Genomic DNA, 13,341 nt, shown 5'->3' with positions numbered 1-13,341 from the left:
CGAAGTACAGGTGATCTGCCCTCCATCGCCGCTTTGCTAATCCATGGAAAGGCGATCACAGATCAGGGCGGCGAGGACACCGTGGGGGCGGAACACCGGTTACCATAGAAGCCGGGAACAGGAGTGTTCCAAGTGACGCGATTATTCTTCGATCAGACGCTTCTCTCCCGGTGGGAGCCCGTGCTCGATCAACCTGTCGAGGTAGTCGCAATAAGGACTACCTTCATAAAATGGGTGGGCTGCGGCTCGGACGGATTCCGCGTTCAGGTTTGGAAACTTCTTCAAAGCATCAGAGATCCACGTCCTCACCTCATCGCTATTGCCCGCCCTGAGGGCGAGCAACGCTGACCCAATGAATGGATAATAGGTTGTGCGTTCGAAGGACGCGCCTTCCCGTAGATGCATCCGGGCCGTTGAGAGGTCATCGGGCTCGCCTCTCAGCATCAAGCCAATGCCGAGCAGTGTCTTGAACGCAAACATAGACGGATCGTGAGGGCTGAGATCGATGGCATTTTGTGCGGCTCTAATCGTTGTATCGGCGTCCCTGAGCCGCACGGCTGCCATTCCATGTGCGAAGTGAAGAAAGGCGTAGTTTTGATTTAATGCAAGGCCCTGTTCAGCGACAGGCATGGCCTCGGCCGCTCGCCCACCCACCGTAAGAAGGAGGGACATCACCGCGTAGGCGATATCGCTCCGCCTGTCGATTTCCAAGGCCTTCGTGGCGAACGATAGTCCTTGCTCGATGGCGACCGGCACATCTGCGGCACGCCCCCAAAGGACGAGTGCGTATCGGTGACGAGCCAAATAGGCGTAGGGAAGTGCAAAATTCGGATCGTGTTCGAGCGCTTGTCGAAGGAACTTCTCGGCAGTGGCTTGCGAGCCTGCTTCGAAGGAAAGCAATTCAGCGAAGCCGCGGTGACAAAGTTCCCAAGCAGTAAGGTTGTCCGTCGATTTGGCGAGGGCGAGGCTCCGTTCGTGCGCTCCCAGCTCTGGTTCGATGCCCGCGATAATCCGGCGCGTTATCTCGTCCTGCACATCAAAAAAATCGGCGATCGGACGATCCCAGCGCTCGGCCCAGATGTGTGCTCCCGACAGCGCGTCGATTAGCTGTACAGTGATCCTCAGCCGTTCACCGGACCGCCCGAACCGATCTTCCACGACATAGCGCACACCAAGTTCCCGGGCGATCTTGCGTACGTCCTTGGCTGTCCCCTTGTAGGCGAAAGTCGAGTTGCGAGCGATCACGAACAACCATCGAAAGCGACTTAGTTCCGTAATGACGTCTTCGACCAGTCCGTCGACAAAGAAGTCCTGATCGGGGGTGACAGAAAAATTCTGGAATGGGAGAACCGCGATCGAAGCACGTACCTGTCCAGAGAGCCGAACCGGGCTGGGCGCCGTGCCGTCCAGCTCGACCTGCCACACGTCAATTGGTTCGGGGATATTTTTGACGGACTGTGGCCCGAGCCACGTCATCCCAGCGTCTATCTTGCTTTGCACATGATCGTAGATTGCACGAGATATGCAGATGCCTCCGGCGGGTGCGATGGTTTCCAAACGCGCAGTGATGTTGATGCAGTCGCCGAGGATGTCGTCGCCATCGATCACCACATCTCCGAGATGAATACCGATGCGGAAACGCAGACGTCGGTCTTCCTTTTGAGGAGACTCGCGCGAGATCAAATTGCGCTGCATGAGAAGGGCCGCTCTTACCGCCAACACCGGCGATGGGAATTCGACCAGGAGCCCGTCGCCCATGGTTTTGACGATGCGGCCACCGCCCTCCATAATTGCCGGGTCAATCACGGAGGTTCGCGCGTCGCGCAGCCGCGAAATGGTGCCTTCCTCGTCCGCCGCCATGAGACGAGAATAGCCGACCAAATCGGCCGCCATTATTGTGGTAAGACGACGTTCCACGCTTGCCCCTCCGCGAGGAAAATACACTAACTCCTGATAAGCAAATACGAAAGCGCTCCGGAGCCGGGCGAATCAGGCTAGGAAAGAAAAATCCAGAGCGAATGGGCTGATGCTGCACCCGAGGGATCCGCTTCTCTCTTCGGCTTTCCGATGCCGAGCGGGAACGCCCGGTCGCAACAGCGTGTGCGATGCGCAAAGGGCTACAGAGCGGATGGTCCCCCGTAACCGTCGGCTTCAACCTGCTCGTTGTCAGGCTGCGAACAGCTCCGCCAGGCGATGCGACGGCGGGAGACGCCACACGGACGAAGGCTATCCGCCCTTCTTGTAGCTCACCCAGTAGATCACGCCGTTCGTATCCTCCGAGACGAGCAGCGAGCCGTCCGGAGTTATCGCCAGCCCGGCGATGCGGCCAAATTCAGTCTTCCGGTCCTCGCTCAGGAAGCCAGTAAGGAAGTCCTCCGTGCTCGTCGGCTCGCCTTTGTCGAAGTTGACCCGCACGACCTTATATCCGGCCGGATCGGCCCGGTTCGCTGAACCGCGTAGCGTGACGAAGGCATCGTTGCGATAGTCCTCCGGAAACTGCTGCGCATCGTAGAAGCGAATGTTGATCACCGACGCATGCGCATCAAAAGTTAGCGCTGGCGCGGCGGTCTTGGTTTTGCAGAAATCATCCTTGGGCGTACCCTCCGGCATGGTGAAACTCGCCCAGTCGGGCTGCCTGTCGCCGTAGCAGAACGGCCAGCCGTAGTGGGAGCCTTGCTCTATCTTGTTCAGTTCCTCGCCCGGCAGCTCGTCGCCGAGGTGGTCGACACCGTGGTCGACGCCCCACATGACCCCGGTCTCCGGATGCCAATCGAAGCCGAGCATGTTTCTCAGCCCCTTCGCGAAGACCGTGCGTTTCTTGTCTTTTATGTCGAGCCGAAGGTTGGCAGCCTTTTCGTCGCTGCTTCGAAGCAGGCGTCGCAGGAACTGCCGACGTTGATGTGCAGCGCTCCGTCGGGCGCGAAGGCGAGCGTCCGCCGCCCGTGCTGGCCGCCGTCGGGCAGGTCGTCGATGATCTTCTCCATTTTGCCGATCGTCCCGTTATCGTTCAGATCGGCGGCCATAACGGCATGGACCGTGGAAAGGAAGATACGACCGTCCCGGATTGCAATGCCATGGATGCCGTCGAGATCAGATGCCATCGTGCGAGGCTTCGGATCGCCTTCCTTGACGGCGATCACGTCCTTTTCCTCGGGGCGCGTCACGTAGACGGTGCCGTCTTCGGCGACCGCCATCATGCGGGCATTGCCGAGGTCACGGGCAAAGATGCTGACCTCGAATCCTTCCGGAACCTTGAGCCGCTTGACGGCATCCTCGCTGAATGGCTGATGCTTCGGCCTGAAAACATTCGTCTCGACCTTGTGGAGCACGCCTTCTTGCTGCGCCCAGGCGGATGCTGAAACAAGCGCGACACTCAACAGCATAGCTGCTTTTCTGGTCATATCTGCTCTCCCAATCTCCGGCGCTGCCAGACCTGTCGAGTGCCTCAGCGGTCCGGCCTCGCGCTCAGCCACACCCACGCGATGCCGGTAGACCATCTCCCAGCCTTTCCAGCGTTGATGCCGAACTTGGCTGACGCGGACTCCAGGACCGCGCACGCCGATGTGGAGGCGGACAACCATCGAGTAATGCAGCGGTCGCTGCTATTGTGCTTTCTCCACTTGTCCGCGTGCGGTGGCGCTGTTCTAGTTTGGTGCGGCAGCCGCGGTTTCACCCGGCGGCAAGATTCGAAACATGAAGGTTGAAACCTTCTCCCCCGGCTTGAAAGGTCCAGGGACCTGATGGCTGACCGGTTTCAGGCTTTGAAGGAAGACTGCAATTGATGTCACGTCTTCTTCAGTGAGCTGCGCGAATGCATGCCACGGCATGATTGGCGCCAGGAGGCGGCCATCCGGCCGCTGCCCGGTCTGAAGCGCCGTCACAATCTGTTCCCTGGTCCAGCTGCCGATCCCGGTCTCCTTGTCAGGCGTAATGTTGCGGCCGACGAAAACACCCTGCCCCGGGATCTCAAAACCGACATCCGATCCACCCAGAAATCGCGAGCTGTCCGGGTTTCCGAAAAAATATCCCGGTGTGTGGCAATCGTTGCAGCCGCCGATCGTGACGAGATATTCGCCGCGCGCAGTCTGCGTATCGTCGGCAGCTGCCATGTTCGAGTGCAGCCCCAATGCTGAGGCGGCCAAAAAAGCCAACCGAACGCTCAATCGAAACATCATCCCCTCCATGATACAGCTCGCAACGGCCATCGAACTGAATATCACGATGAACATGTTTCATATATTAGCCATATTGAATTAACGAAGATTGCGACTGGTTATTGCTCATCCTCGGGGCGAATGGCGGCGACAGGTTCAAGATCGGACATCGACCCGTCATTGTACGACCCCGCCCTTGCGCAGCCCCTCCATGACGAGCTCGAAATCGGCGGGGTTCTTGAAGGGCAAGACTTTGCGACGGTATTCCAAGGAGTAGTCGGGATTGACGCGCAACACCTCTTGCCACCTCGCGCGGGCCTCTTCGAAACGGCCGAGATGTCCGTAACAGGCGGCCAGAAGCGCGCGCGAGACATCGGTGACGGGGTTGCGGTTCACGCGCTGCAGCAACGGTTCGACGGCCTCCTCGTACCTTCGCAGTTGAAACAGGGCCAAGGCCTGAAAATGCAGAACGACATCCGGAAAGTACGGGTTCAGGACCCTCGCCCGATCGAAATAGGCGAGTGCCTCCCCGGATCTGCCTGAATAGATGAGTGCCTCGCCGAGGCTGACCTGCCCTTCGGCGAAGTTCGGATTGAGGACTATCGCACGCGCGGCCTCGCTGATGGCGCTATCGTGCTGTCGCGTGTAAAGCTTGACCACACTCAGTGCCCAGTGGGCGACGGGATCGCTATCATCCCGCGCTACCGCCAGCGTCGCGGCCTCTTCGGCTTGCTCGATTGAGCGCTGCGGCGACTCGCTCCACCGGTTCAGGTAGTCGAGCCCGTGGGTGAGGGCCAGGAAGGCGTGCGCTGAGGCGAAGTTCGGGTCCAGCTCGACGGCACGTTGCAAAAGCTTGCGGGCGTCGCTGTTGGTTTGCTTCGTCAGCCGGTGCCACAGCTCCCGGCCACGCAGGAAGCAGTCATACGCCTCGGGATGCCGGGTCTGCCCCGGCGCCAGTCTTTTCCGATCGCCCTCTGTCAGGTTGACCGCCAGCGCGTCGACGATCTGCTGCGTGACATCGTCCTGAACCGCGAATATGTCGGTGAGCTCGCGATCGAACCTCTCTGCCCATAGGTGCCCGCCGGTGGTCGCGTCGATGAGCTGCGCGGTGATGCGGACTCTGTTTCCCGATTTGCGTACGCTGCCCTCAAGGACATGCCGCACGCCGAGCTTCGTGCCCACCTCCTGCACCTCGACGTTCTTGCCCTTGAAAGTGAACGACGAATTGCGGGCGATGACAAAGAGCTGCGACAGCTTCGATAGCGCCGTGATGATGTCTTCCGAGATGCCGTCGGCGAAGTAGTCTTGTTCGGCGTCACCGCTCATGTTGGCGAAGGGCAGGACGGCAATCGACAGCTTCGGCGACGCTGCCGTCGCCGGTCGGCTCGTCGCGGTTTCCGAGGTCGCGGCTGCCCTGGTCCCGGCGCTGCCGACTTGCAGCGAATAGACCCGGATCGGCTCGGCGATGTTCTTGAGTTGCGTGTTGCCGAGATCGCTGACCGAGAGGTCGAGCCTCGCCTTGACCTGGCGATAGGCATCCTCGGACAGGCAGATCGCGCCCGCCGCGGCGACGCCCTCTAAACGCGAGGCGATGTTGACGCCGTCGCCCATCAGATCGCCGTCGCTTTCCTCGACGACGTCGCCCAAATGGATACCGATCCGGAACTCGATGCGACGGTCCTGCGGCACGCCGTCATTGCGCTCCACCATGCCGTTCTGCACCTCGATGGCGCAGCGTACGGCGTCCACCACGCTGCGGAACTCGACCAGCGCACCATCGCCGGTGCGCTTCACCACCCGGCCATGGTGCACGGCGATCGTCGGATCGATGAGATCGCTGCGCAGTGCCCGCAACCTCGCCAGGATGCGGTCCTCGTCGGCGCCGGCAAGTCGGCTGTACCCAACCACATCAGCGGCCAGGATTGCAGCCAGCTTTCGGGTCTCGCTCATGGCGCCGTCTCCTCGCTTCCACGATAGCAGGGAGACAGAAGGCAAGAAAGAACTTTGAGCCGCTGCTCCTCTACAGGGGCGGCAGGCGTCGTTTAACGGAAGTTCCCTTGATGACGGCTGTGCTGGTGACGGCGTGCTCCGAGAGGGCTTCAAGAACATCGTCCATCTGCTCGATCGTGTGGACCACGAGGCGAGCAAGGAAAGGATCATCGCCGGTGATCTTGTCACATTCGACAAACTCCGGCCGCTCCTGAATGAGCCGTTCGACAAGGTGGAGCTTGCCGGGCAGCGGCCGGATTCTTACAATCGCCCTGATCTGGTAGCCGATGGCGCGCGTGTCCACGTCGATAGTGAAGCTTCGGATGACGCCCGCCGCCTCAAGCCGGCGAACACGCTCCGACACGCTTGGCGCGGACATGCCAACCAGGCGGGCAAGCTCGCTCATCGAGAGGCGAGCATCGGAATCGAGCGCGGCAAGAATCTGCGCGTCCGTCGCGTCCAGCGCAGATTTTGCAGTTTGAAGGTTCCGAGGTGCTTTTGCCTTCGACATAGCGGTCAAACTACGCGATTAGCTCTTGCACTTCCATATAAATCGAGACGCAGCCTATTGCATGATGGCTCCAGTAGGAGAAAACCATGCTGCTTGGGATCGTCGCCGGCCTCATCACTTGCGCCCTCTGGGGGCTGACTTTCATTGCCCCGCGCGCCGTCGCACCGCTCACGGCATGGGATTTGACCATTGCCCGCTATGGCGTCTTCGGCCTAGCCTGCTTGCTGTTGATGGCCGATCGACGGTTCCGGCCAGTCGGCATGGCCCCCGCGCGGCTTCTGACCGGCCTGCTGCTCGGCGGCGCGGGTTATGTCGGATACTTCATCAGCGCGGCCTTTGCCGTCCAACTCGCCGGTGCGGCCGTTCCGCCTGTCATTATCGGCACCATGCCGGTGTTCTTGGCGATCATCGCCAATATTCGGGACCGCTCCGCATCATGGAAGGCACTGACGCTTCCCCTGACGCTGATCGCGATCGGCGTGACGATCGTAAACGCCGCGACGATCGGCGCGGCCGACGTTGCGGATACGCCATCGATCCTTCGCGGTGTTCTTGCCAGTTCGGCCGCGCTGGTGATCTGGATCGCCTACGGTCTGGCGAATGCAGCTGTCATGCGGTCAGCGGACGCGCCGGCCGGTCTGCAATGGACAGGGCTGCAAGGCATAGGCGCGGCGATCGGAAGCCTTCTCCTGTTGCCGCTGGCCTCGTTCGATGTCGCGAACACGGCTTCCGCCTCAGAAATCGCCAGCTTCGTCGTATGGGCGTTGGTGATGGGGTTGGCCGGCTCGTGGTTTGCAACCTGGTGCTGGGTGATCGCTTCCCGTCGCCTGCCGCTGGCGCTCGCGGCCCAGCTCATCGTTGCCGAAACAGTCTTCGGCCTCGCCTATGGATTCATGTTCGAGGGCCGGTTTCCTTCTCCCGCCGAGGCGATCGGAGTGATTATGCAGTTCGCCGGCGTCTGTTCCGCCATCGCAGTTTTCAGCAAGCCTGCGAAGCTGGTCCAAGTGTCGCAACAGTCCTAGTATCTGCTACGTCGCATGATTTGTCGTACAACCCGGCCGCTGGGCGCGTGAAACCCGGGAGGGCCGCGGCGATTATTGCCTCACATTGCTTTTTCGGTTCCGAGCTCACTTCTTGAATGATGCGCAAAGACTTGCGAAAGCGGCCGCCCGGCTTCGGCAAGCCGGACCTGTCTGGAAGGGCCATCGTTTGAAGCCTGGCCACGGAAACGGCAAAGAGCACATCAGGGCCGCGGAGATTCCGCCTAGTCCATCTTCTTCGCAGCGCGCTCGGCGGCTTTGCCGACAAGGCTGCGATCACCGGTCTCGTGAGTGGCAGTCATCGTCATATGTGTGACCTTCCAGCCCTCGGCTGATTTCACCAGCCCGTAGCGATAGTGGCCGGAGAGAACCCACAGATCCTTGCCTAAACTATGCGTCGCCTGGAAATCGGCCTCGGCCGTCGCCGTGTCGCCGGATGCATCCACAATCGCGTGGTTTGTGACGAGATGCAGCGTCCTGTCGAAGCCCGGCAGGAAGTTCGACCATTGCGCGACCACTTCATCGGCTGACTGTGTGACAGCTTCGCCGCCCCAGAGGCTGGTATAGTCGAGCGTCACCTTCTCGGCGAAGGCGCCGCGCACCCGCGGCCATTGATGGCGGTCGGCGCCGGCGGCGATGTCGGTGATGGCATCAATGATGGCGAGGCGGTCTTCGGGCTTCATGCTAACTGCCTTCGCGATGGAGGGTGCCACCATCATCATGACGGCAACGAGACTTGCAACGATCATTTTCATGGGCCCGCTCCTCAATTCGACCGTCGGCCGAGAACTTTTTCGATGTGCTCGGCCACTGCGTCGGCCGCGGCGTCGACATGCTGCTGGCGGTCATAGAAATCGAATTGGGTGACGCCCTCGAACCAGCGCGTCGTCGCATCGACCTTCAACAGGCCAAGGAAGGCATGCGCGCCCTCGGGCACGGCCGCTGCCTCGGAATGGACCAGCAGGACGGGCTTGTCGACGCGCGAGCCGGTGGCGACAGAATCATACGTGAGCCAGGGCTCCCAGGAGCCGAGATTGAACTTGTTGTCATATTGGGGAACGAGACCGCGATCGGCTTCGGTGTAATAGGGGATCTGGTACATGAGCGAGGATTCATCGGTGGCGCTGGCCGCAAGGATGACCCGTGGGCTTCCCTTCTCTTCAGCGCGCTCGGCGCTGCGCGAAACAGCGATCAGCTTGGCGACGCCCTCGGCACCGCCATAGACCTCTTCGACGATCGCTTTGTTGTGCAGCCATGGCGCGACGAGCGATAGGGACCTGAATTTCGGATTGCCGCTGACGGCATCGGCCATATAGCCGGCCGAGGCGCATATGCCGAGGCCGTTGATCGCGTCCGGATCGACCTCCGACAGCGTCGACAAGAAATCGGCGGCGGCGATGATGTCTGCAGTCTTCGTCGCCGGGTCTTCCTTGAAACGGATGGTGCCGCTCGATTCACCCCAGCCACGATAGTCGAAAGCCAGCGCCACGAAGCCTCGCTCGGCCATTTCCTTGGCATAAAGGCCCGACATCTGCTCCTTGATCGAGGTCCAAGCGCCGGCGACGATGACACCGGGCCGCCGTGTTTCGGCAGCCGTGTCCGATGGCACGTAGAGTGTGCCGACGATTGTTTCACCATTGCTTGGAAATGTGACCTTTCGGGCGGCTACTTCCGCTGCGCTCACCGTCGTTGCCGCCACAGTGGCAAGGATTGCCGCAAGTGCAAACTGTTTCATCTGAACTCTCCGCTGGTTGAACAAGGCGAGAGTGCCAGGATCGCCGGCGCGGTGCAGGCGCGAAAATTGCTCGACTTACGGCGTATGTTGCTATTGCGACCGGAACTGTGCGGGCGTGATGCCCACCCGCTTGCGGAAATGCTGGCCGAAACGCGAGACATCGGCATAGCCGACGCGGTAAGCGACCTCGGCGACCGTTGCCGACGTGGTCTTGAACAGAAGCCGTGCCCGGTCGAGGCGCTCGTCTATGACATACTGGATCGGCGATCTGCCCGTCGCGGCCTTGAACGCGCGCGCGAAGTGATACCGGCTCATGGCCGCCTCCGAGGCGAGTTGGTCAAGCGAGATATCGTCGGTCAGATGCTCCTGGACATAGGCAATCACCTTCCTCAGCCGGCGGTCATCGAGACTGGCGCAAAGTTCGGCATGCGGCGCCAGCAACCGGGCCAAATGGGTGGCCAAGGCCAAATCCATCGTCTGCCGATAGAGCGAAGACGAATCCTCCCCGCGATCCGCGGCAAGCCGGACGAGCTGCGCTAGAAGTGGTTCCAGGCCTCCGACGTGCGGTCTGAACGCCGTGCGCGTATCCAGCCCGACATCGTCGAGCATGTGCTTGTCGAAGGATACCGTCAGATAAGAATGGGCGTCGTCGAATTCGCATATGCCGGCGGCGCCCCCGGGCAGGATCCAGCCCTCATCGGCGGAAAGTGGAATATGGTGACGGCGGTCCGAGCCGAGGGCCAGGCGATGCTCGTCCTGCGCGACCAAAAACAGGCCGATCGTCAGATCCGACAGTGCGAAAGCGCCGCCGCCGGCAGGAACATCGTACCTGCATGCCGTCACTCCCCAGTCGCGTCGTGCTGCATTGCCCATGGAAAGAAGCTGGTGAGGCTCTGCGGAAAATCAACCTGCATGTGCGCTCATCGACGATGGCCCCCTCACCAAAAGCAACAATCGCCCAAAGACGCGCAAGAATTGCGCATGTCGCAGCGCCGGCATTCCGGCACCCTTGCCGCGAAACCATGTGGGAAAGGGACCATCAATGTCACCCAGAGCCATCGCCGGCGGCGCCGTGTTAACATCCTTTATCCTGATGGGCGGGATCGCCCGGGCGGCAAGCCCCGAAGAGAACCGCAAGATGATTGCCGACTATTACGCCGCCTATGCCTCGGGCGACATGGACAAGGTCGCATCCTTTTTTGCCGACGACATTTTATGGCACATTCCCGGCCACCATCCGCTCGCCGGCACCATGCGCGGCAAGCAGGAAGTGGCCGCCTTCTTTCAGCAGCTCGGAAAAGGCAATTTCCGGGCAGAGCTGATCGCGCTGATAGCGGGCGAGAACTGGGTCATCGATATGCATCGCGGCTGGTCAAACCGTGACGGCCTTGCCAATGTCGATACGATCTGGGTCCTTGCGTTCAAGATCGAGAACGGCAAGATCAAAGAAGCCCGCAACTTTTCTTTCGATCAGGCCGCCGCGGACAGCTTCTTCTGGCAAGCATATCGGCTCAAACCGCTGCCCGACCGTCTGAAGACTGAGTGAGCATCAGACAGTATGGCTCGGGGCCATCGCTCACGGACTGACAGGCTGCCGTTGGAGGAATGAGATTCGCTTCAGCCGCAGCGCATGCTTTTCCAGCAGATGCCATGAAAGCCAGCCGAGCAACAATGTTATCGGCAGGGAAAGGCCGAACACTGTCCACCACGTGCTGTACTGACCGAGGGCATGGTTCACCACCTGCTCCACTGGCCAGCCGTAGAGATAGGTCCCGTAGGAAACATCGCCCAATCGGTCGAGAGTCGGCAGCTGTATGCTCGGCGAGATCGCGATGTAGACAAGCGGATAGGCAAACAACATCGGCCCGTAAGAATAGGCGGGCAAGAAGACGAGGCAGAGCACGCCGAGCGCCGCGAAGATCGACGCCAGGACAAGGTTCGGCTGCCACTTTTCCATCACGAACCAGAGAAGCGAACCGCAGAAGAAGTAGGGCGCGATAAAAGTGAAATCCGTTATCAACTGTGTGTCCGGCCACGGATGCTCGAAGAAAAGCTGCCAGGTCACGCCCACGGCAAGGGCAAGCGCCATGAACGGCGCTCGCAGAAGACCGATGGCCATCAACGCCGCAAGGATCAGGTAGCAGAAGATTTCCTGGCTGATCGACCAAAGAGAGCCGTTGGTGAAGGTGGCAAGCCAGGAGATTGCAGGATCATAGAACTGCACATTCGGCAGTTTCATGCCATAGCTCGGATTGAGCACCGAGAGCACGGTCGTCTCCAGGGGATTCGACCAGCGCAAGTAACGCCTGATGCCCAGCGGGCTGAACAACGGGCCCAGAACATACACGCTGAGCAGGATGCAGACGACAAGCGCCGGATAGATCCTCAGCGCCCGTCGCCAGAGAAAACCGCCGACGCTGCCGAACTGCGCGCTCTGCGTGACGAGGAAACCGCTCGTGATGAAAAATGCATAGACCCCGAATATGCCAAGGATCTTGTCGTCGCCGAGCAACCGCACAAAGGGCTCGTTGGCCTCGGTCTTTTCCGAGATGAGAAAGGCATGCGAGAAGATAACGGTGGAGGCTGCGATGAGCCTGATGATGTTGACGTTTGGGTAAAATGGCCTTGTGACCCCGCGCCCGGGCATGCGATTCCCCGCTTTGACAATTCCGCAGAGCATTAAGGTGGGCTTTGAATGTTGTCACGAGACGTTGTGCAACAGTGCGCGATAATCTCTGGTCCACCGGTGGCGGCTCGCCCCCGGCCTGGTTGAGGGTCGCCCCACCGCGTTGGTGTTTGAGCAGGGCGCTGTCCTGCGCACCCCTGCTTATTTCATTGTTCTCAACTGGGCCGGGGATTCGCTGCTTGCGATCCGTGACTTCCGTTACGCGCGCTATGCGTTGGAAGCGGCGGACGTTAAGCCGATAGGCGCGGCTTTCGTCAGAGACGCTTGCGTCCGACAGTCGGGGGCCGACCAATATGGGTCCGAATTTCCGATCGGCGTCATCTCGGCGGGCTGCTGCCCTCTTCTTCTCGTGCAAGGATGCGGTCGCAGCACGCTATCAAACCACAGCCGCATTGAGCCGGGTTGAGCCGTTTTGAGGAAGTTGGCGGCGAATTTGTCGTTGCCGGTGGACGCGTTAATCCCGCCTGCCTTCTTCTGCGATCGCGGCTCGCGTTCAGGCAGCGCGGCTTGTACTTTTTTCAATTCCAAATTTCAGAATACGCGCGTATATTGCAGACGGGGTTGCAGTATCGGTGTCTTGAGGGGTTGGAGACATGGGCTGGAATACGTCATCGGCATTCACGCCCGTCGCGCTTGCTTTGCGCGGCCCGGCAACGCGCAAGATCGTTCGGACGCTGGGCGACGCAGCGCATCTCCTGCTCAAAGACTGGCCTTCCGACGATGGCGAGGAATATGTCGCCGCCGTAAAAGCCTGCGTCGACGCGATTACCGGGAAAATTGCCCCGGAGCGATTCCGGGAGGCCCTTTTGCGTGCGGCCAATGAGGCGGGTATCACAGTTCTAGCGGTCGTCCAGCAGCCACCAACGTCCGTGCGGCGACCGAGCATGTCCTCGCAGCGTGAGGTAAGTCCTCTGCCGAACAGCCGCTCGGCTGTCAGCCTAGCGTTGCCCTTGCGAGATCACGTCGCGGGCTCGCAAAGCGTGAGCTATGATCGCCAAAGCTCGTTTGCCTCCGACACCGGCTCCCCCGCCGCGGAGACGATCGTCGAACCATAGGGCTCCCGTGACGATGCGGGGGATATAATTTCCGCTTGCGCCTCGCGCCCTGCCGCGGCCAATCCAGCGCTAGCGACTAGATTTAAACGCGGGTAAATGTTTTCAACATCTCCCGCGTATTGAGCCCAGTTGGTCAATGAGATCCGTGTCTACCTCACGTAGCGCATTGGA

12 protein-coding genes and 1 pseudogene are annotated in these 13,341 nt (G+C 60.5%); 3 read left to right on the top strand and 10 right to left on the bottom strand.

Translation table 11 applies throughout. The features are described from left to right. Nucleotides 1–141: 141 nt before the first annotated feature. The 6 genes from N2597_RS03670 to N2597_RS03645 all read right to left on the bottom strand — a co-directional run bounded on the left by N2597_RS03670 (nucleotide 142) and on the right by N2597_RS03645 (nucleotide 6,654). Nucleotides 142–1,917: an adenylate/guanylate cyclase domain-containing protein gene (locus tag N2597_RS03670; protein WP_183598896.1), complete on the bottom strand. Its 1,776-nt coding sequence runs from the start codon at nucleotides 1,915–1,917 to the stop codon at nucleotides 142–144. Between the two features lie 309 nt (nucleotides 1,918–2,226). After that, on the bottom strand, nucleotides 2,227–2,793 hold the full coding sequence (locus tag N2597_RS03665; RefSeq protein WP_341356244.1) for a PQQ-dependent sugar dehydrogenase: 567 nt from the start codon (nucleotides 2,791–2,793) through the stop codon (nucleotides 2,227–2,229). A gap of 32 nt (nucleotides 2,794–2,825) precedes the next feature. Beyond that, nucleotides 2,826–3,401, bottom strand: a complete 576-nt coding sequence (locus N2597_RS03660) for a PQQ-dependent sugar dehydrogenase (RefSeq protein ID WP_210281983.1) — start codon at nucleotides 3,399–3,401, stop codon at nucleotides 2,826–2,828. Between the two features lie 243 nt (nucleotides 3,402–3,644). Next, on the bottom strand, nucleotides 3,645–4,172 hold the full coding sequence (locus N2597_RS03655; protein WP_086156442.1) for a cytochrome c: 528 nt from the start codon (nucleotides 4,170–4,172) through the stop codon (nucleotides 3,645–3,647). Nucleotides 4,173–4,331: 159 nt separating this feature from the next. Then, the gene (locus N2597_RS03650; protein WP_183598894.1) at nucleotides 4,332–6,104 is read right to left on the bottom strand and encodes an adenylate/guanylate cyclase domain-containing protein; all 1,773 of its coding nucleotides are present in this window, start codon (nucleotides 6,102–6,104) and stop codon (nucleotides 4,332–4,334) included. A 70-nt stretch (nucleotides 6,105–6,174) separates the two neighbouring features. Beyond that, nucleotides 6,175–6,654 carry an Lrp/AsnC family transcriptional regulator gene (locus tag N2597_RS03645; protein ID WP_009997140.1) on the bottom strand — a complete coding sequence of 160 codons (480 nt, stop codon included), beginning with the start codon at nucleotides 6,652–6,654 and terminating at the stop codon, nucleotides 6,175–6,177. 86 nt (nucleotides 6,655–6,740) lie between these two features. Here N2597_RS03645 and N2597_RS03640 point away from each other — a divergent pair, with 86 nt between their 5' ends. Further along, nucleotides 6,741–7,676: a DMT family transporter gene (locus N2597_RS03640; protein ID WP_183598892.1), complete on the top strand. Its 936-nt coding sequence runs from the start codon at nucleotides 6,741–6,743 to the stop codon at nucleotides 7,674–7,676. 242 nt (nucleotides 7,677–7,918) lie between these two features. Here N2597_RS03640 and N2597_RS03635 read toward each other — a convergent pair whose 3' ends face one another. From N2597_RS03635 to N2597_RS03625, 3 genes are all read right to left on the bottom strand, one after another. Next, nucleotides 7,919–8,449, bottom strand: a complete 531-nt coding sequence (locus tag N2597_RS03635; protein ID WP_009997137.1) for a nuclear transport factor 2 family protein — start codon at nucleotides 8,447–8,449, stop codon at nucleotides 7,919–7,921. Nucleotides 8,450–8,460: 11 nt separating this feature from the next. Beyond that, on the bottom strand, nucleotides 8,461–9,429 hold the full coding sequence (locus tag N2597_RS03630; protein ID WP_183598890.1) for an alpha/beta hydrolase: 969 nt from the start codon (nucleotides 9,427–9,429) through the stop codon (nucleotides 8,461–8,463). A gap of 90 nt (nucleotides 9,430–9,519) precedes the next feature. Then, nucleotides 9,520–10,272: an AraC family transcriptional regulator gene (locus tag N2597_RS03625; RefSeq protein WP_096771766.1), complete on the bottom strand. Its 753-nt coding sequence runs from the start codon at nucleotides 10,270–10,272 to the stop codon at nucleotides 9,520–9,522. Between the two features lie 199 nt (nucleotides 10,273–10,471). On the opposite strand from N2597_RS03625, the gene N2597_RS03620 reads away from it, so the two are divergent. Beyond that, nucleotides 10,472–10,975 (top strand): nuclear transport factor 2 family protein, encoded by a 504-nt coding sequence (locus tag N2597_RS03620; RefSeq protein ID WP_183598888.1) that lies wholly within the window; start codon nucleotides 10,472–10,474, stop codon nucleotides 10,973–10,975. A gap of 30 nt (nucleotides 10,976–11,005) precedes the next feature. On the opposite strand, the gene N2597_RS03615 is transcribed toward N2597_RS03620, so the two are convergent. Then, the gene (locus N2597_RS03615) at nucleotides 11,006–12,076 is read right to left on the bottom strand and encodes an acyltransferase family protein (protein WP_183598886.1); all 1,071 of its coding nucleotides are present in this window, start codon (nucleotides 12,074–12,076) and stop codon (nucleotides 11,006–11,008) included. 632 nt (nucleotides 12,077–12,708) lie between these two features. Here N2597_RS03615 and N2597_RS03610 point away from each other — a divergent pair. Continuing rightward, nucleotides 12,709–13,017 (top strand): annotated as a pseudogene (locus N2597_RS03610) (DUF982 domain-containing protein); the annotation flags it as partial. Between the last annotated feature and the right edge of the window lie 324 nt (nucleotides 13,018–13,341).

The organism is Rhizobium sophoriradicis, assembly GCF_025200795.1.
Taxonomy (GTDB): Bacteria; Pseudomonadota; Alphaproteobacteria; order Rhizobiales; family Rhizobiaceae; genus Rhizobium; species Rhizobium sophoriradicis.
This window is presented reverse-complemented; position numbering and strand designations above follow the sequence as displayed.